Origin of the sequence: Microbacterium sp. NPDC091662 (assembly GCF_044756705.1) — a bacterium.
Taxonomy (GTDB): domain Bacteria; phylum Actinomycetota; class Actinomycetes; order Actinomycetales; family Microbacteriaceae; genus Microbacterium.
Genome location: NZ_JBIVTM010000002.1, coordinates 27,724 through 44,257 on the forward strand (window position 1 = coordinate 27,724; position 16,534 = coordinate 44,257).

General features: G+C 69.0%; 21 protein-coding genes. 9 read left to right on the forward strand and 12 right to left on the reverse strand.

What is annotated here, in order from left to right:
- Positions 1-130: 130 nt before the first annotated feature.
- Positions 131-613, forward strand: a complete 483-nt coding sequence (locus ACIQLD_RS13495; protein ID WP_402608618.1) for an SRPBCC domain-containing protein — start codon at positions 131-133, stop codon at positions 611-613.
- Entirely contained in the window at positions 610-927 is a 318-nt protein-coding gene (locus ACIQLD_RS13500; protein ID WP_308737263.1) for a metalloregulator ArsR/SmtB family transcription factor, read from the forward strand. Before ACIQLD_RS13495 ends, ACIQLD_RS13500 begins: the two co-directional genes overlap by 4 nt.
- A 14-nt stretch (positions 928-941) precedes the next feature.
- On the opposite strand, the gene ACIQLD_RS13505 is transcribed toward ACIQLD_RS13500, so the two are convergent.
- Positions 942-1,694, reverse strand: coding sequence for an SDR family NAD(P)-dependent oxidoreductase (locus ACIQLD_RS13505; protein ID WP_402608620.1), 753 nt, complete (start codon positions 1,692-1,694; stop codon positions 942-944).
- Positions 1,695-1,842: 148 nt separating this feature from the next.
- Between ACIQLD_RS13505 and ACIQLD_RS13510 the strand changes: the two genes are divergently transcribed.
- From ACIQLD_RS13510 to ACIQLD_RS13520, 3 genes are all read left to right on the forward strand, one after another.
- Complete coding sequence (locus ACIQLD_RS13510; protein ID WP_402608622.1) at positions 1,843-2,232, forward strand: ArsR/SmtB family transcription factor; 390 nt, start codon at positions 1,843-1,845, stop codon at positions 2,230-2,232.
- Positions 2,233-2,234: 2 nt separating this feature from the next.
- Positions 2,235-3,212: an SRPBCC domain-containing protein gene (locus ACIQLD_RS13515; protein WP_402608624.1), complete on the forward strand. Its 978-nt coding sequence runs from the start codon at positions 2,235-2,237 to the stop codon at positions 3,210-3,212.
- 162 nt (positions 3,213-3,374) lie between these two features.
- The gene (locus ACIQLD_RS13520; RefSeq protein WP_402608626.1) at positions 3,375-4,727 is read left to right on the forward strand and encodes an FAD-dependent oxidoreductase; all 1,353 of its coding nucleotides are present in this window, start codon (positions 3,375-3,377) and stop codon (positions 4,725-4,727) included.
- On the opposite strand, the gene ACIQLD_RS13525 is transcribed toward ACIQLD_RS13520, so the two are convergent.
- The 4 genes from ACIQLD_RS13525 to ACIQLD_RS13540 all read right to left on the reverse strand — a co-directional run bounded on the left by ACIQLD_RS13525 (position 4,718) and on the right by ACIQLD_RS13540 (position 8,158).
- Entirely contained in the window at positions 4,718-5,443 is a 726-nt protein-coding gene (locus ACIQLD_RS13525) for a Pr6Pr family membrane protein (RefSeq protein ID WP_402608628.1), read from the reverse strand. The genes ACIQLD_RS13520 and ACIQLD_RS13525 overlap by 10 nt on opposite strands.
- Before the next feature lie 43 nt (positions 5,444-5,486).
- Positions 5,487-6,248 carry a ribonuclease H gene (locus ACIQLD_RS13530; protein ID WP_402608630.1) on the reverse strand — a complete coding sequence of 254 codons (762 nt, stop codon included), beginning with the start codon at positions 6,246-6,248 and terminating at the stop codon, positions 5,487-5,489.
- Positions 6,249-6,341: 93 nt separating this feature from the next.
- Entirely contained in the window at positions 6,342-7,124 is a 783-nt protein-coding gene (locus ACIQLD_RS13535) for an ABC transporter ATP-binding protein (RefSeq protein ID WP_402608632.1), read from the reverse strand.
- A gap of 77 nt (positions 7,125-7,201) precedes the next feature.
- Positions 7,202-8,158, reverse strand: a complete 957-nt coding sequence (locus tag ACIQLD_RS13540; protein WP_402608634.1) for an ABC transporter substrate-binding protein — start codon at positions 8,156-8,158, stop codon at positions 7,202-7,204.
- Between the two features lie 40 nt (positions 8,159-8,198).
- Here ACIQLD_RS13540 and ACIQLD_RS13545 point away from each other — a divergent pair, with 40 nt between their 5' ends.
- Genes ACIQLD_RS13545 through ACIQLD_RS13555 form a run of 3 tightly spaced genes read left to right on the forward strand, consistent with a single transcriptional unit; the run spans position 8,199 to position 11,093 of the window.
- Complete coding sequence (locus ACIQLD_RS13545; protein ID WP_402608636.1) at positions 8,199-9,248, forward strand: FecCD family ABC transporter permease; 1,050 nt, start codon at positions 8,199-8,201, stop codon at positions 9,246-9,248.
- The gene (locus tag ACIQLD_RS13550; protein ID WP_402608638.1) at positions 9,245-10,294 is read left to right on the forward strand and encodes a FecCD family ABC transporter permease; all 1,050 of its coding nucleotides are present in this window, start codon (positions 9,245-9,247) and stop codon (positions 10,292-10,294) included. Before ACIQLD_RS13545 ends, ACIQLD_RS13550 begins: the two co-directional genes overlap by 4 nt.
- Positions 10,287-11,093 carry a siderophore-interacting protein gene (locus tag ACIQLD_RS13555; protein WP_402608640.1) on the forward strand — a complete coding sequence of 269 codons (807 nt, stop codon included), beginning with the start codon at positions 10,287-10,289 and terminating at the stop codon, positions 11,091-11,093. Before ACIQLD_RS13550 ends, ACIQLD_RS13555 begins: the two co-directional genes overlap by 8 nt.
- Positions 11,094-11,116: 23 nt before the next feature.
- On the opposite strand, the gene ACIQLD_RS13560 is transcribed toward ACIQLD_RS13555, so the two are convergent.
- The 7 genes from ACIQLD_RS13560 to ACIQLD_RS13590 form a co-directional block, all read right to left on the reverse strand.
- Positions 11,117-11,362, reverse strand: coding sequence for a hypothetical protein (locus tag ACIQLD_RS13560; protein WP_402608642.1), 246 nt, complete (start codon positions 11,360-11,362; stop codon positions 11,117-11,119).
- Between the two features lie 95 nt (positions 11,363-11,457).
- Positions 11,458-11,793 carry a hypothetical protein gene (locus ACIQLD_RS13565; protein ID WP_402608644.1) on the reverse strand — a complete coding sequence of 112 codons (336 nt, stop codon included), beginning with the start codon at positions 11,791-11,793 and terminating at the stop codon, positions 11,458-11,460.
- 64 nt (positions 11,794-11,857) lie between these two features.
- A complete protein-coding gene (locus tag ACIQLD_RS13570; protein WP_402608646.1) occupies positions 11,858-12,163 on the reverse strand; it encodes a protealysin inhibitor emfourin in 306 nt (101 codons plus the stop codon).
- A complete protein-coding gene (locus ACIQLD_RS13575) occupies positions 12,138-13,208 on the reverse strand; it encodes a M4 family metallopeptidase (RefSeq protein WP_402608648.1) in 1,071 nt (356 codons plus the stop codon). The genes ACIQLD_RS13570 and ACIQLD_RS13575 overlap by 26 nt, the downstream gene beginning before the upstream one ends.
- A gap of 183 nt (positions 13,209-13,391) precedes the next feature.
- Positions 13,392-13,835, reverse strand: coding sequence for a hypothetical protein (locus ACIQLD_RS13580; protein WP_402608649.1), 444 nt, complete (start codon positions 13,833-13,835; stop codon positions 13,392-13,394).
- A 159-nt stretch (positions 13,836-13,994) separates the two neighbouring features.
- Positions 13,995-14,387 (reverse strand): VOC family protein, encoded by a 393-nt coding sequence (locus ACIQLD_RS13585; protein ID WP_402608651.1) that lies wholly within the window; start codon positions 14,385-14,387, stop codon positions 13,995-13,997.
- On the reverse strand, positions 14,384-14,665 hold the full coding sequence (locus tag ACIQLD_RS13590) for an ArsR/SmtB family transcription factor (RefSeq protein WP_402608653.1): 282 nt from the start codon (positions 14,663-14,665) through the stop codon (positions 14,384-14,386). Before ACIQLD_RS13590 ends, ACIQLD_RS13585 begins: the two co-directional genes overlap by 4 nt.
- A gap of 212 nt (positions 14,666-14,877) precedes the next feature.
- Here ACIQLD_RS13590 and ACIQLD_RS13595 point away from each other — a divergent pair, with 212 nt between their 5' ends.
- Positions 14,878-16,398 (forward strand): SDR family NAD(P)-dependent oxidoreductase, encoded by a 1,521-nt coding sequence (locus tag ACIQLD_RS13595; RefSeq protein WP_402608655.1) that lies wholly within the window; start codon positions 14,878-14,880, stop codon positions 16,396-16,398.
- The last annotated feature ends 136 nt before the right edge of the window (positions 16,399-16,534 follow it).

Below are 16,534 nucleotides of genomic sequence, written 5' to 3' on the forward strand. Positions count from 1 at the left end.
CGACGGGTGGCACGGTGGGTGACGCTTTCTGCAACCCGGGGGTTGCGCAGTGGGATTGCTTGTGCAACTCTGGAGTTGCAGCTGGTTGATCGGCCGGCGGAACATGCAGGAACCCACGAAAGGACCCATCATGGTGAACATGACCCACAACGAGGCATCCGTCGTCGACGAGGAGACCTTCTCCGTTCGGCGGAGCATCCAGATCGCGGCCCCTGTCGACAAGGTGTGGCGCGCGGTGGCCGAGCCCGAGCACGTCTCCCGCTGGTTCGGGCGCACGGTGCTCGACGGCGTCGGTGTCGGCGCCACCGGCACGATGACCTTCCCCGACTACGACGTGATCCCCCTGCGGGTCGAGGAGTACGACGAACCGCGACGCATCACCTACCGCTGGAACAACGACGACGCGCTCGGGAAGCTGCCCGAGAGCATCGACGAGTCGACCTCGACCGTCTTCACCTTCACCCTCGAAGAAGCCGAGGGCGGCACCAGGCTCACGGTCGTCGAGAGCGGATTCGAGCGCACATCGGATCCGCGCGCCAACCTCGAGTCGCACCGCACCGGCTGGGACCTCGAGCTCGACAAGATGGTCGCCCTGGTGGAAGGCGAAGCGTGACCACAGAGACGCTGCTGCCCATGTTCGCGGCACTCGCGGACGAGACGCGCTGGAGCATCCTGACGGCTCTCGGCGAGGGGGATGCCTCGGCATCCGCCCTCGCCGGGCGCCTTCCGGTTTCTCGACAGGCGATCGCGAAGCACCTCGCCGTCCTGCAGGAGGTCGGCCTCGTCGAGCCCGTGCGGGTGGGGCGTGAGGTGCGCTTCCGCGTCGTCGGTGCCGAGCTCTCCGCGACTGCGGCGAAGCTCGACGTGATCGGACGCGAGTGGGACCGCCGTCTCGCCGCGATCAAGGAGATCGCAGAAGGGCTGTAGGTGCCGTCCGGTCTTCAGAGCGCGGTGTAGCCGCCGTCGACGAGGTGGTAGCTGCCGGTGATGAAGCTCGCGGCGTCGCTGGCGAGGAACGCGACGAGGTTGGCGACCTCGTCGGCCTGGCCCAGGCGTCCGATCGGGTGCTTGCTCACGAGGAAGTCCTTCGCCTCGTCGCCCATGTTCGCCAGCAGCGGGGTGTCGATGAAGCCGGGGCCCACCGAGTTCACGCGCACGCCCTTGGCCGAGTACTCGAGCGCGGCCGACTTGGTCATGCCGACCACGCCGTGCTTGGCCGTGACGTAGGCGGGGGAGCCGGCGAAGCCGACGCTGCCGAGGATCGAGGCGATGTTGACGACAGAGCCGCCGCCGTTCGCGAGGATCGAGGGGATCTGGGCCTTCATGTTGCGGAACACCGCGTTGAGGTTGATCGCGATGACCTTGTCCCACGCCTCGTCCTCGTACTCGGCCGTCGGCGCGGTGGCGCCGCCGATGCCCGCGTTGTTGACGCCGATGCGCAGCGGAGCGAGCGAGTTGGCCAGCTCGATGGAAGATGCGATCCAGGCCGCATCCGTCGCATCGCCGACCGAAGCCTCTGCCGTGCCGCCTGCCGCGCGGATCTGGTCGACGACCGCGTTCGCGTGCTCCGCGTTCAGGTCGTTCACGACGACGGATGCGCCGTTCTTCGCCAGCAGGAGGGCGGTCGAGCGTCCGATTCCGCTGCCTGCTCCCGTCACGATCGCCGAGCGGTTCGAGACGTCGTACTGAGCCACGAGTGACTCCACTTCCGGGCGGGCGCGGTGCCGGGAGATCTTCTCGGACGGTCCGTCCTTCCCTCCAGCCTACGCCCGAAAAGCGTGGGTGGATTCACGTGAATGGATCTATTGACACCTGTTCTCCGCAGGAATAACGTACAACCAAATGGTTGCACAAAGAGAACTGAGCGAAGCGGAGGTCGACCGTGTCTTCCACGCGCTGGCGACGTCGACCCGGCGCGACATCCTGCGCCGGACGATCGAGCGTGAGCAGTCGGTCTCGACCCTCGCCTCCGAATACGAGATGTCGTTCGCCGCGGTGCAGAAGCACGTCGCCGTGCTCGAGGCCGCGAACCTCATCGTCAAGCGCGCCGAGGGACGCGAGCGGCTCGTCCGCGCGAACCCCGAGATGATCGCCCGCGCCAGGGCGCTCCTCGCCCGATACGAAGAGCTGTGGCGGTCGCGCATCGCCCGACTCGACGACCTGCTGGCCGAGCCACCTCGGCCCGCCTCATCCGACACCAGCGACACCACGAAGAACGAACAAGGAGACTGAACATGCCTGTCACCGACGTCACCACCGATGCCGAGAACCTGACCATGACCGTGGTCGCCGACTTCGCGGCCCCCATCGACCGCGTCTGGAGCGCCTACAGCGACCCGCGTCAGCTCGAGCGCTTCTGGGGTCCTCCCGGATGGCCGGCCACCTTCACCGCCTGGGACCACACCGTCGGCGGGCGCGCCGTGTACTCGATGAACGGTCCGCGCGGCGAGAAGTCGTCCGGGTCGTGGGAGTTCATCTCGATCGATGCGCCGAACGGATTCGAGGTCATCGACTCCTTCGTCGATGAGAGCGGCAAGCCACTCGAGGGCTTCCCCGCGCAGCGGATGTCGTTCGCGTTCGAGCCCACGGCCGACGGCACCCGCATGGTGACCACGAGCCACTTCGACTCGGTCGATGCGCTCGAGCAGGTCGTCGAGATGGGCCAGGTCGAGGGCATCAAGATGGCGATGGCCCAGCTCGACACCGTGCTGCAGGATCTCCGCGAGTACGCACAGGGCAAGGGCACGCGCGTCGAGCTGCTCGACGACACCCACGTGCGCATCACGCGACTGGTCGAAGGGCCGCGCGAACTGGTCTGGCGGGCGCACTTCGAGCCCGAGCTCATCCGCAAGTGGATGCTCGGACCCGACGGCTGGGAGATGACGGAGTGCGTTGCGGCCACCGAGGTCGGCCAGTCGTACCGGAACTCCTGGGCGCCGGTCGGCGACACCGAGGGGCAGCCGTTCGGTTTCGAGGGGGAGGCGCTCTTGATCGACGCGCCGCGCCGCGCGGTCAGCACCGAGCGCATGCAGGGGCTGCCGACCGAGACCCTCAACGACCTGAACCTCTACGAGGAAGACGGCGCGACGCTCGTCACCCTGCTGATCGAGTATCCCGACAAGGAGACGCGCGACATGATCCTCGCCACCGGCATGGCCGACGGGATGGAGTCGTCGTTCGCCCGCCTGGAGCGGGAGCTGCTCTCCGTCTGACGCTGCATCTTGCGCGCAAGCAGTCGCCGTTTCAGGCGTTCACGCCGGGTCAGGCCGATCTCTCCCGAGACGGCCTGACCCGGCGTTTCGGCCTGCCCCGGCGGGGCCGAGCATCGAGGTGCCACACCTCCACGCAGGTGTTCGGGATAAAGTGGCGACACGATGAGGATCACGCGCCGCACTCTGCTCCTCGGCGCCGGAGCCGGTGTCGCATCGGTGCTTCTCGCCTCCTGCACCCCGGAACCGGCTCCAACGCCGACGCCCACTCGCACGCGCGAGCCCGAGCCGCCGCCCGGTGTCCCGGCAGCGGCAGGCAGCATCCGCAGCACCTGGACCACCGATCCGTTCGCACTCGGAGCCGCCAGTTTCACGCCGGTCGGCGTGCTCGCCGGCACCCGTCTCGCGCTGGGAAAACCCGTCGACGGGCGCCTCTTCTTCGCGGGTGAGGCCACGGACGAAGAAGCGCCAGGAACGGTGCGCGGCGCGATCGGCTCGGGTGCGCGTGCGGCCGAAGAGCTCCTGATCCCGGCGACCTCGGGGGAGCGTGTCGCCGTCGTGGGCGCAGGACTTGCCGGTGCCACCGCTGCCGCGCTGCTCGCCGAGGGCGGCATGGAGGTGACGGTCTTCGAAGCCAGGGATCGCGTCGGCGGACGGGTCTACTCCCGCGTCGAGGAATCGTGGCCCGTGCCGGTGCAACTCGGGGCCTGGCTCTTCGGCGCGGATGACGTCGAGGTGCTCGATCGGATGAGCAAGGGAGAGGTCGGCGTCGTCGATCTGGCGGGCGAGGTGTGGCGCGGGCCCGACGGTGACGTCGACCCGGTCGACCCCCAACCGTTCGACGCGGCGATCGCGACCGCGCAGGCCGCCCCGGAAGACTCCTCCGTCACCGACGCTCTGACCGCGGCCGGTATCGATCCCGCTGATCCTGCGACCGCTGCGCTGCTCGCGATTCTCGCCGCCCGCACCGGTGCCGGCGCCGACGAACTGTCCAGTTGGTTCGCACCGCCGCTGCCCGATGGCGACCCGAAGGCGGCGACCGGCGACGTCACGCCGTTCATCGAGCAGGCCCTCGACGGCGTCAAGGTGGGGCTCAACTCCCCGGTCGCCCGCCTCGCGTACGACGACTCCGGAGTGAGTGTGCGCCTCGGTACCGGAGAAGCGCTGTCGTTCGACCGCGTGCTCGTGACCGTGCCGCTGGGCGTGCTCCAGGACCGCAGCATCGAGTTCGACCCGCCGCTGCCGTTCTCCAACCGCGGTGCGGTGTCGATGCTCGGCATGGGCGCGATCGAGACGGTATGGCTGCGGTGGGACGAGCCGTTCTGGGAGAACGAAGAGGCGATCTGGCATGCGGTCGGCGCCGATGTGGTGATCCCGACCTGGATCAACCTGCGACCCGCGACCGGCGAGAACGTGCTCGTCGGCATCGTGGGCGGGGCTGCGGCCACCGAATTCGCGAAGCTCGACGAGGACGAGGCCGTCGAAGCGGCTCTCGCGTCGCTGGCCCTCTACGTCTGACCGACGCGTTCACCGATCGGCGCGCGTTCGGGTGTCGGCGTATCGGAGGTCGCATCGACGTCCATGCGCAGTCGTCTCGGCAGCGGCATGCGGCTGACGAGCACGAGGACCGTGGCGACCGCGGCGAAGGTGCCGAGGGCGATCGCCGACGAGAGGATGAACTCCATCGGGCCGCTCACCTGCCGCGGGTCGAGGAAGTAGTACGGGTACCAGCCGATGAGCGGCCCGCGGATCATGGTGGCGACACCCCAGAGCATCGGATAGGCGAGCGTGACCGGGATCACCCGCCAGGGGACGGAGCGGTGTCCGGGGGCCAGCGCCCATGCCGCCACCGTCACGGCGGGGAGCCAGAAGTGCAGCACCTGATCCGACCACGGTACGTCGATGCGGATACCCCGGATGCCGGCTTGCCAGACCAGGATCGCGAACACGAGTCCGGCGGTGATGGTCCAGGTCAGCACGAGCGCCAGCGCGATGGTGAGCCAGCGCGGATCCCGGGCAGTGCGCAGGGCGATGACCCCCGCGATGCTCAGCAGCACCACGAACGCGATATTCGACTGGTTGGTCAGGTACGCGAAGAAGTTCTGGCTCGCGATGGTGTTCGACGCCAGGCCCCAGGCGAGTCGATGGATGAGCGCCACCAGGCAGACAGCAGCAGCGCCGAGGCGGAGCAGGCCGAAGACGGTGCGGGCCTTCACCGCTGCGTCACCACCCATTCCGTCATCAGCCGAGTCTACGGAGGTGGCGCTGCGCAGAGCCTCAGATCAGGCGGCGGAGCGCCTCTTCGAGCGAGATGCCCTGAGCTTCGGCGCGGTCCCGCAGTCGCGCGTGCTCGTCGGACGAGAGGGGGATGCGCAGCTCGATCGGGTCGTCTTCGGCCGCATCCAGACCGTCGAGGAGATCGGATGCCTCGGCCCACAGCGGCTCGGCGACGGCAGACGCAGCGGCCGGCGACACGGCGGAGGCCGTCGCCGGCGCGGTCGCCCGAGTGGGGGCCGATGAGGGGGTGGAGGCGGCGACCGGTGCCGACGCGGCGACCGCGGCTCCGGCATCCGTCCCGAGGGTGAAGCCCGGTCCTCGTCGCGGTTCCTGCTTCGCCTGGTATGCCTTCGCTGCGGCGTTCGCGCGCTCGTCGGCGGCCTCGTTCAGCGGATGCCCCGCGTGCCCCTTGACCCAGGAGAACTCGACGTCACGACCGCGGATGGCTTCGTCGATGCCCTCGAGAAGGTCGCGGTTGAGCACGGGACCGCCGTCGGACTTGCGCCAGCCCTTGCGCTTCCACCCCGGCATCCACTTCGTCACGGAGTCGATCACGTAGCGGCTGTCGCATTCGATCAGCAGCTTCTCGTCGGTGCCCGCCGTCGCGAGCAGCAGTTCGAGCACCGCGCGCAGCTCGCCCTGGTTGTTGGTGCCGTGCGGCGAACCGCCGGCCGCCCAGTTCTCGTCGTCGATGTACCAGGCCCACCCGTTGGGACCGGGGTTGCCCAGGGCGGAGCCGTCTGCGGCGGCGGTGATCGTCATCCCTCAACCGTAGCCGCGCGGCCCGACGTCGATTCGCACTCCGGTCGCAGCCGTCCCCAGACGAGGGCGGTGCGGAGGGGCTGGCCCCGCTTCCTACCGCCGCACCACCATCGGGGTCGTGGTGACGGGATCAGGGGTCACGATCGCGTCGATGCCGAAGACCTCTCCGACACGCTCCGCCGTGATCAGCTCGGCGGGAGTGCCGGTCGCGACCACACGGCCTTCCTTCATGAGCACGAGGTTGTCGGCGTAGCGCGCCGCCTGGTTGAGGTCGTGCAGCACGGCGATCACGGTCTTGCCCTGCTGGTTGAGGGCCTGCAACAGGTCGAGCAGTTCGTACTGGTGCGCGATGTCGAGGAAGGTGGTCGGCTCGTCGAGCAGCATCACGGGGGTCTGCTGAGCGAGCAACAGTGCCACCCAGACCCGTTGCCTCTGCCCACCGGAGAGCTGGTCGACGTAGCGCTCCGCGAGGTCGGCGGTGTTCGTCGCGGCCAGGGCGTCGCGGGTGGCGGTGTCGTCGGCGGAGGTCCAGCGCTGCAGCGCCGAATGGTGGGGATACCTTCCGCGTGAGACCAGGTCGGCGACCCGCATGCCCTCGGGGGCGATCGCATCCTGCGGCAGCAACCCCATCCTGCGGGCGAGCTCCTTGGATCCGTACTCGCCGAGGGCACGACCGTCGAACAGCACATCTCCGGATTCCGGCTTCAGCACCCGCGCGAGCGCGCGCAGCACGGTCGACTTGCCCGAGGCGTTCGGTCCGAGGATGACGGTGAACGACCCCTCGGGCAGAGCGAGGTCGACACCGTCGACGACGACCTTGCCGTCGTAGGCGACGACGAGTCCACGGGCTTCGAGTGCCGGATGCTGCGTGGTCATTGTTCCTCCGGGTGTTCGAATCGCCCGAATGGCTCCGTTTCCGGTGGCATGGAGCCATTCGAGCGATTCGAAAAGCGTCAGCCGAGCAGGTCCTCGACCTGGTCGATCACCAGGTTCGCACCGATCACGCCGATGCCCACCATCCAGGTGTCGTCCTCGACCTCGAACGCCTTGTCTCCAGCGGGACCGGGCTGTGCGCCCCAGAGACCGGTGATCTGCGCCTGCGTGGTCGCGGTCGGGTCGCCGCCGGGGCTCATGTAGAACACCACGTCGCCGTCGATCTGCTCGTAGAGCTCGGGGCTGAGCTCCATCATCGAGTACTCGTTCCAGTCGCGGTCGGCGCCCAGATCGAAGCCCATGTCGGTCAGCAGCGATCCTGAGAAGGTGCCGGGGCCGTAGAGGCGGAAGTTGTCGGCGCGGAAGCGCACGATCGATGCGGTGGTGCCATCGGCCTCGACGGTTTCGCCGACCTCGGCCGCACGGTCCTCGACGCCCGTGATCAGCTCGTCCATCTTGTCGCTCTGGTTCACGGCAGCGGCGGTGAGCACGGCCTGCTCGGTCCAGTTCGTGCCGGTGTCCTCAGAGAACACGGTGGGCGCGATCGCCGACAGCTCCTCGTAGAGCGCCTCGTGCCGCACCTTCGAGCCGATGATCAGGTCCGGGGCGAGGTTCGCGATCGCGTCGACGTCGGGCTCGGCGATGAAGCCGATCGATTCGGTGCCGTCGAGGTCGTCGGCGAGGTAGGCCGGGAAGCCGCGTCCGGCCCCGATCTCCGGTGCGCCGACCGGAGTGATGCCCAGGGCGACCAGGGCGTCCATCTGCGGGGAGTCGAGCACGACGATCCGCTCGGGGACCGACTCGAACTCCGTTTCGCCCATCGCATGCTCGACCGTGTAGCTCGAGCCTTTCGCGGCGGGAGCGGACTCCTCGGCGGCGGGAGTGCTGGAGCAGGCGGTGGCGATCAGGGCGATCGCGGCGAGGGAGGCGGCGGCGGTGGCGAGCGGACGGAAGCGGCTTCGGAGAGGTCTGTTCACGTGTCACAACCCTAGCGATGTTTGGTTAGGCTATCCAAATATGAGTTCTGAACCCGTCGTCGTCGCGCGCCGTCGCGCTCCGGCCCCGGCATCCCGGTTCCCGGCGTGGTTCGGGATCGTCCTGGTGCCGGTGGTGCTGGCCATCGCGCTGGCGTTGAGTCTCGCCGTCGGCGCCCGTTTCGTACCCCTCGACGAGGTCGTGCTCTCGCTGTTCGGCACGGGCGACCAGAACGTGCTGAACATCGTCGGCGAACTGCGCGTCACCCGCACCGTCAACGCCGTGATCTGCGGCGTCGCCCTCGGTGCGGCCGGAGTGCTGATGCAGGCGCTCACCCGCAACCCGATCGCCGATCCGGGCATGCTCGGCGTCAGCGCCGGTGCTTCGTTCGGTGTCGTCGCCGGTATGAGCGTGCTCGGCGCGCTCGGCGTCGGCGGCACGATCTGGCTCGCGCTCGGCGGAGCCGCGCTCGCCTCTGCTGTGATCTTCTGGTTCTCCGGTACCCGCTTCGCCTCGGGCTCGCCCGTGCGTCTGATCCTCGCGGGCGTGGCGTTCTCGGCGATCCTCGCGGGAGCATCGCAGGCGATCGTGCTGACCGACGAGACCGTGCTCGACGCGTTCCGGTTCTGGCGGGTCGGCTCGCTCACCGCCAGACCGGTCGAAGAGGCGCTGCCGCTCGTCGTCTTCATCGTCGTCGGCGTGATCCTCGCCCTGCTGCTCGGGCCCGCGCTCAACCTCATGGCGCTCGGCGACGACAGCGCGATCGCGCTGGGGGTCAAGCCGGGCGTCGTGCGCGCACTCGTGCTCGTCGCCGTCACCCTCCTCTGCGGCACGGCGACCGCGATCGCCGGTCCCATCGCGTTCGTCGGCCTCGTCATTCCGCACCTGCTGCGCCGCCTCGTCGGGCCCGACCTTCGGGTGGTGCTGCCGCTGTCGCTGCTCGCCGCCCCCGCGATGCTGCTGCTGGCCGACACCCTCGGCCGCGTGATCGGCGGAGGCGGCGAAGTGCAGGTCGGCATCGTCACGGCCCTGATCGGTGGCCCGTTGCTCATCGCATTCGTCGTCGGCAAGCGGACGGCAGGACTGTCGTGAGTGTGCGCACCGATGCCCTCACGGCAGACGACCGCGTGCTGCGTGGCACACGCTGGTCGTTGCGGTTCAGTCACCGCACGGCGGTCGTGTGCGGCATCCTCGCCGCCGTACTCCTGGTGCTGCTGGTCGCCGCGCTCATGATCGGCGAGTACGTCGTCACCCCGGCAGCGCTGGTGGAGACGCTGCTCGGGCGCCCGCCGGAACGGCTCGACGGCTTCTTCGTGCTCGGGCGCCGTCTGCCGCGCAGCCTCGTCGCGATCGTCGTCGGTGCGAGTCTGGCCGTCGCCGGGGCCGTGTTCCAGAGCCTGACCCGCAACCCGCTCGCCAGCCCCGACGTGATCGGCATCAGCAGCGGCGCCTCGGTCGGCGCAGTCGTCGTGATGCTCGTGCTCGGCGGATCCCTGGCACAGGCCGCCCTCGGTGCGGTGATCGGCGCCCTTGTGATCGCCGGCGTGATCGTGTTGTTCACGGCACGCTCGGGACTCCACGGCGTGCAGCTGATCCTCACCGGTGTCGCCCTGTCGGCCACCGCCATGGCCGTGGTCGACTACGTGCTCACCCAGGTGTTCGTCGCCAGCGCGACCACGGCACAGACCTGGCTGATCGGCTCACTGCAGGGCCGCGGATGGGGCGACCTCCTTCCGGCGCTGATCGCATTGCTCCTGATCGTCCCGCTGCTCATCGCGGCGGCTCCGGACGCACGGATGATGGCCCTCGGCGACAGCGTCTCGACCGCGCTGGGCGTGCGGACCGTGCGCGCACGATGGATCCTCCTCGCCGCCGCCACGCTGCTGGTCGCCGTCGCGGTCGCCACGGCCGGTCCGATCTCGTTCATCGCGCTGATCGCCCCGCACATCGCCCGACGGCTGACCGGTGCGACCAGCTTCCTCGCCTCGGGCCTCGTGGGGGCTCTGCTGCTGCTCTCGAGCGACCTGCTCGCACAGAACATCTTCCCGGCGCCGATCCCGGTCGGCGTCGTCACCATCACCGTCGGCGGCGCATTCTTCCTGTGGCTGCTCTGGAGAGAGGGGGCTCGGCGTGGCTGAGCACACTGTTTCACGCGTCCGTCCTCCGCAGCGTCCTCGCCGCGCCGGAGCTCGCGTCTTCGCTGCCCGGGTCACCGCCGTGCGCGATCTCACTCCGCACATGCGCCGGCTCACGATCGCGGCCGAGGAGTTCGCCGACTACGCACCCGCGGGACCGGACGAGTACCTGGGTCTGCTGCTGCCCCGCGGCGAGAGCATTCCGCTCGTGCTGCCCGCGAACGATGGGACGGAGAACATCCGTGCGGCCGTCGCGGCCATCCCCGAGGACGAACGGCCTGACCTGCGCTGGTACACGCTGCGCCACCATCGCCCGGAGGCCCGGGAGATCGACGTCGACTTCGTGGTGCACGGAGACGAGGGGCCGGGCACGCGGTTCGCCGTGCGGGCCCGGGTGGGGTCGACCCTCGGTATCCGCGAGTGCACGGCCCTGTATGCGCCCCTGCCCGAGACGCGCGCGCGGGTGATCATCGGCGACGAGTCGTCACTGCCCGCGATCGCGCGCATCCTGGAGACGACGGAGGCTCCGGAGACGCACGTCTTCATCGAGATCGCGGATGCCGCGGAGAAACAGGAACTCGCGGGCGCCGTCACCTGGGTCGAGCGCCGGGGTGAGCTGCCCGGTGCGCGACTGCAGCGGGCGGTGCGGGTGGCTGAGCTTCCCGAGGTGATCGACTATGCGTGGGTGTGCGGAGAGCGACTCGCGGTGCAGGAGCTACGCCGTCACCTGGTCGACCTCGGCGTATCGAAGGACCGGATCACGTTCTCGGGATACTGGCGGTTGGGCGAGGCGCGGGGCTGAGGTCGGCGGCTCCGGCCGGTCTGTCAGTCGTCTTCGGGGTCGTCGTCCTCGGGTTCCTGGTTCTCGGTCGCTGTCGCTTCCGGCACGGGAGGGGCGACCGGGAACAGGACCGAGCTCAGATCGCCGCTGGTCTCCGCGCCGAGTCCGATCGACAGCGGGTCGACGACGGGTGCGGTGTCGAGAAGGTCCGATTCAGAGCGCTCGAGCGGTTCCGAGGGCAGCACCCACTGGTTCTCTTCTTCTTCAGGCTTCTGCTGGAACAGTCCCATGGGGACCATTGTGACCCCGGGGTGAGGTCAGGAGGTCGGATTCACACGGGATTGATCGGATGCGGCGCTGTTGGTCCGTGTCGATATCGTGATCGTCAGGCCGAGGTCGCGCGCCGGAAGGTGAAGTATCCAGAGACGGCGCCGTGATTCACGACGCCCGTGCCGGTGCTCATCACGCGGTCGGAGGTGGTGGCGCCCGATCCGACGAAGGCGTATCCGGTGTGCTCGAGTCGCCAGCCGGTCCTCTCCACCTCGCTGAGGAAGTAGCCGACGCTCTCGTTCTGGAGGTAATCGTTCGCTGCGGAACCCCACGATGACGGGGCTCCGGTGAGGCGGCTGACCTCGACGTGCAGGTGCAGGAGAGGGTCGCCGCGGGTGTGTGCTTCGCGTGCTGCCCCGAGCAGTCGTTCGGCTTCTTCCGTCGTCAGCATGAGCCCCCTCCTCGCGTCGCCGTCGGTCGACGGCTCATCTGAGAGCGTACGTCGGATGACGCCGTCAGGCCGAGGCCTGGCGCACGGCTTCGACGAGCGTGCGCCAGGGGCCGTCGAGCGCGGAGTCAGGCAGCTCGCGTTCGCGTCTCTCGGACGGTGTGCGAGCGCGGATGCTCCAGACGAACCGATCGGCCCCCGCCCCGGAATCCGGCTCCTGGTCCCACGGGCAACGGTCGATCAGGTCGATCCACTCCACGGCGTCGTCGGGTGCCGCTTCCACCCGCCATTGACGACGGATGCCGGCGATGCCGCCGGTGCGCACCACCGCGATCACGACCTGTGCATCAGTCGGTGGAGGGGACTCGCTCATCTTCATAGACTCCCACGGTCGTCCACGCGCGTCGAGCGGCTGCGGCCGTGGCCCGATCGATCGTCTCGGCCGCAGCCACCGTGGCGTCGGCGAACTGCGTGAAGGTCGCGGTGCTCGACAGGCCGCCGGTGAGAGCGCGATACCAGACGTTTCCCGCGCGCTCCCACGCCTTGCCGCCGAGGTCGATGGCGAAGAGGGCGAAGGCGCGGTTGGGGATGCCGGAGTTGATGTGCACGCCACCGTTGTCTTCGGTGGTGCGGACGAAGCCGCTCATGTGGTCGGGCTGCGGATCGCGGCCGAGCTCGTCGTCGTCGTAGGCGGTGCCGGGCGCGATCATCGAGCGCAGCGCCGCACCCTCCACGGCATCGGTGAAGATCTCGGCGCCGATGAGCCACGTCGCCTCGTCGGCCGTCTGGTCGAGGGAGTATTGCTCGGTCAGGGCGCCGAACACGTCGGCGATCGACTCGTTCAGTGCGCCGGGCTGCCCCTGGTACTCGAGGTTGGCAGTGTGCTGCACGACGCCGTGTGCGAGTTCGTGGCCGATGACCGTGAGTGAGCCGGTGAAGTGCTGGAACACCTCGCCGTCGCCGTCGCCGAACACCATGCGCTCGCCGTCCCAGAATGCGTTGTCGTAGTCGACGCCGTAGTGCACGGTCGCATCCAGCGGGGCGCCCGCGTCGTCGAGGGAGTTGCGGTCGAAAGCCGCGAGGAGCATCTCGAACGTGGCGCCGAGGCCGTCGAAGGCCTCATTCACCGCGGTGTCGTCGACCGGGGCATCGTCTTCACCGCGTACGACCGCGCCGGGCAGTTGCTGGGTGTTGCCGGCGTCGCTGATCGTGCGGTTGGGGGCGTCGGACAACTGCGCGACGAGGTCGCCGTTCTCGTCGATCGACAGGTCGATGCGGGCGCGGAACGGCGGTCGGCCGGCGGTCAGCGTCTGTCGCGCAGCTGCGGCGGCCTTCGGGAAGCGGCCCGACTCGGCCAGGCGCGCGAGCAGATAGGAGGGGACCACTCCATGACGTTCTCCGGATGCTGTGCTGCTCATGGTGCGACCCTACGCCGGGGCGCCGACGTTCGGGTGTTGCGCGCGCGTTGCGCTGAGAACCGCGTCGGACGGACCCGGCGTGGGGCGGAGTTCTCCGTGTGGGGAGGAGCCGTGACGCGTGGCTGTCCGCCCGACGCGGAGTTCTCCGCCCGACGCGGTGCCGCCTCCTGACGCGACTCGGGGTCAGTCCCTGTCGATGCTCAGCACGGTCGTGCGCAGCCCGTCGGACTCGTACTGCACCGGCATGCCCGGATGGTCGATCGAGAACCAGAAGACGCCATCGTCGGTGTCGTACCTGCGACAGGTGAGTTCGCCGAGCGGTGTCGACAGGCGCACGGTCGACACGCTCGTGGTATCGGCGTCGAAGGCGGCGTGGCCCTGGAGCTCGGCCCAGGTCACGCGGTTCGAGACGACGGCACTCGGGTCTTCGGCCGCCCACCGCTCGAGGGTCGCGCCCTCTTCATCGGTGTCGCTGAAACGGTTGACGTGTTCGCCCATCGGACCGTCCGGCCCCTCCAGGAGAAGGCGGATCGACTTCCCGGTTCCGGTGGCGTCACGGATCTCTTCGGCGGTGAACGGTGTCGGCAGCAGCCCTGGTCCGAGCAGGTGCGGGTCGGGATCGGTCATGAAGACAGTCTGCGCCATGGCCCGGCTCCTGCACGGTCGACGTCGTCCGTTTCGGGTCGTCGGGTGTACGGCTTGGCGTCGAATGCACGGATTCTACGCGCGAAGATGCCGTGCACTCGGCGGCATCCGGTGCACTCGCGATGCGGAGGGGCTGTGCAGCTAGGCGGCCTTCATCTGGATCAGTTGGATGAGGTTGCCGCAGGTGTCGTCGAGCACGGCGACCCAGGCGTTGCCGATGTCGGTCGGCGGCTGCGTGAAGACGACGCCGAGCCCGGTCAGGCGCGTGTGCTCGGCGTGGAGGTCGTCGACCGTGAACTGCGCGAGGGGGATGCCGTCTTCGACGAGCGCGTCGCGATAGGGCTTCACCGCGGGGTGCCCGGACGGCTCCAGCAGAAGCTCCGGTCCGTCCGGGGCTTCTGTCGACTTCACGGTGAGCCAGGAATCATCGCCCAGCGGGATGTCATGGTGCTTTGTGAAGCCGAGCACGTCGGTGTAGAAGGCCAGCGCCTTGCGCTGGTCGTCGACGAAGATGCTGGTCATTTCGATTCTCATGGGATGCTCCGTGTGTTCGGCCAGCGCTCGGCGATGCGGGCGAGGGGCTCGGGATGGAAGTAGTGGAATTTGGAACGGCCACGCCGCTCCGTGGAGATCAGGCCCGCCGACTCGAGCACCGCGAGGTGCTGCGAGACCGCCTGCCGGGTCAGAGTGAGGCCGTGCCGCATCGTCAACGTCGTGCAGATCTCGAAGAGCGTCTGCTCGTCGCTAGCCGACAGCTCGTCGAGGATGAGGCGCCTCGTCTCGTCGTCGAGTGCGCGGAACAGATCGGCCATGGGCCCATAATAGGCAAGTACCAACTTGCATATCTACGTCGACACTCAGGCTTCCGCGTTCGGTGGCCGCCGAGTGCACGAGAACCCGCCGAGTGCACGGCTTCCCTGCGTCGATACGTCGTGCACTCGTCGACAAGCCGTGCACTCGGCGTCCGGAGCCGTGCGCTCGGCGTCCGGGCATACCCCCAGGACGCTCGCGTAAAATCGGCACAATGACCGACGCCCCTTCCGACGCCGCACCCGACTTCGGACCGGGTGTCGATCCCGATGACCTCGCCACGACGCTGCGTGTGCTGGCCGAGCTGCACCAGATCGACAACGAGCACCCCGACTTCGTCGCCGTCCGCCATGCGACCGCCGCGATGTTCAAGGCCGTCAAGCGCGTACGTCGCAAAGAGATCCGCGACGCGATCGCCGAGGCCGACAAGGCCGTGGTCGCCCGCACCGCCACCGGGGCGCCCGACCGCATCGACGACGAGACCCGCGGCAACGACCTCGCCACCAGCGTGGTCGACGCCCCGATCGCGGGCGAACTGCTGAAGCCGCGCAACTGCTACATCTGCAAGCAGCCGTACACCGTGGTCGACGCGTTCTACCACCAGCTCTGCCCGGATTGCGCCCGCTTCAGCCACGGCAAGCGCAATGCCCGCACCGACCTCACCGGCAAGCGCGCCCTGCTCACGGGCGGCCGCGCCAAGATCGGCATGCACATCGCCCTGCGGCTGCTGCGCGACGGCGCGCACACCACGATCACGACCCGCTTCCCGCGCGACGCCGTTCGCCGCTTCTCGGCGCTGCCCGATTCGGCCGACTGGCTGCACCGTCTGCGGGTGGTCGGCATCGACCTGCGCGATCCCGCCCAGGTGATCGGCCTCGCCGACTCGGTCGCAGCGCAAGGCCCGCTCGACATTCTCATCAACAACGCCGCGCAGACCGTGCGCCGCTCGCCGGGGGCATACTCCCTGCTGGCGGATGCTGAGCTGCAGCCGCTTCCCGACGGTCCGCTGCCCGAGATGGAGACCTTCGGTCACACGGCTGACCCGCACCCGCAGGCGCTGCAGGCATCCGTCGACGCGCATCCGCTGCTCTCGGTGGCTGCCCTCGGCGGCACGGTCGCCGAGCAGGGTGGCCAGGCGCTCACCGCCGAAGACCTCGCACGCCTCGCGATGGCCCCCGGGTCGTCGTCGCTCGAGAAGCACGCCGACGGCACCGCGATCGACGCCGGCGGACTCGTGCCCGACGTGAACCGCGTGAACAGCTGGGTGCAGTCGATCGAGCAGGTCGATCCGCTCGAGATGCTCGAGGTGCAGCTCGCCAACACGACGGCACCGTTCCTGTTGATCAGCCGCCTGCGCGCGTCGATGGCCGCTTCCGACTCCCACCGCAAGTACGTCGTGAACGTCTCGGCCATGGAGGGCCAGTTCTCGCGCCGGTACAAGGGGCCTGGCCACCCGCACACGAACATGGCCAAGGCGGCGCTCAACATGCTCACGCGCACCAGTGCCGGCGAGATGCTCGAGAAGGACGGCATCCTGATGACCGCCGTCGACACCGGCTGGATCACCGACGAGCGTCCGCACTACACGAAGGTGCGCCTCGCCGAAGAGGGCTTCCACGCCCCGCTCGACCTGGTCGACGGAGCCGCCCGCGTGTACGACCCGATCGTGCGCGGCGAGGCCGGCGAAGACATCCACGGCGTGTTCCTGAAGGACTACGAGCCCAGCCCCTGGTGAAGGAGGCGCCCTGGCTCCGATCGACGGACGGCGCGACGCCGGGATGCGCCACCACGTACGGTCGCGTTCGGGCGTGGTATCAGCGTTTTGTCCAGGGTTCCCCGCAATCTGGCCATAGAGGAGCGCCGCGCGCTTT

Coding starts and splice junctions, on each gene's coding strand:
- ACIQLD_RS13575 (WP_402608648.1), bottom strand. CDS start 13,208: ATGAGCAGCACAGCATCCGGAGAACGTCATGGAGTGGTCCCCTCCTAT.
- ACIQLD_RS13580 (WP_402608649.1), bottom strand. CDS start 13,835: ATGACCGATCCCGACCCGCACCTGCTCGGACCAGGGCTGCTGCCGACA.
- ACIQLD_RS13595 (WP_402608655.1), top strand. CDS start 14,878: ATGACCGACGCCCCTTCCGACGCCGCACCCGACTTCGGACCGGGTGTC.
- ACIQLD_RS13515 (WP_402608624.1), top strand. CDS start 2,235: ATGCCTGTCACCGACGTCACCACCGATGCCGAGAACCTGACCATGACC.
- ACIQLD_RS13525 (WP_402608628.1), bottom strand. CDS start 5,443: ATGGGTGGTGACGCAGCGGTGAAGGCCCGCACCGTCTTCGGCCTGCTC.
- ACIQLD_RS13545 (WP_402608636.1), top strand. CDS start 8,199: ATGAGTTCTGAACCCGTCGTCGTCGCGCGCCGTCGCGCTCCGGCCCCG.
- ACIQLD_RS13560 (WP_402608642.1), bottom strand. CDS start 11,362: ATGGGACTGTTCCAGCAGAAGCCTGAAGAAGAAGAGAACCAGTGGGTG.
- ACIQLD_RS13520 (WP_402608626.1), top strand. CDS start 3,375: ATGAGGATCACGCGCCGCACTCTGCTCCTCGGCGCCGGAGCCGGTGTC.
- ACIQLD_RS13565 (WP_402608644.1), bottom strand. CDS start 11,793: ATGCTGACGACGGAAGAAGCCGAACGACTGCTCGGGGCAGCACGCGAA.
- ACIQLD_RS13535 (WP_402608632.1), bottom strand. CDS start 7,124: ATGACCACGCAGCATCCGGCACTCGAAGCCCGTGGACTCGTCGTCGCC.
- ACIQLD_RS13590 (WP_402608653.1), bottom strand. CDS start 14,665: ATGGCCGATCTGTTCCGCGCACTCGACGACGAGACGAGGCGCCTCATC.
- ACIQLD_RS13570 (WP_402608646.1), bottom strand. CDS start 12,163: ATGAGCGAGTCCCCTCCACCGACTGATGCACAGGTCGTGATCGCGGTG.
- ACIQLD_RS13510 (WP_402608622.1), top strand. CDS start 1,843: ATGGTTGCACAAAGAGAACTGAGCGAAGCGGAGGTCGACCGTGTCTTC.
- ACIQLD_RS13585 (WP_402608651.1), bottom strand. CDS start 14,387: ATGAGAATCGAAATGACCAGCATCTTCGTCGACGACCAGCGCAAGGCG.
- ACIQLD_RS13530 (WP_402608630.1), bottom strand. CDS start 6,248: ATGACGATCACCGCCGCCGCAGACGGCTCCGCCCTGGGCAACCCCGGT.
- ACIQLD_RS13495 (WP_402608618.1), top strand. CDS start 131: ATGGTGAACATGACCCACAACGAGGCATCCGTCGTCGACGAGGAGACC.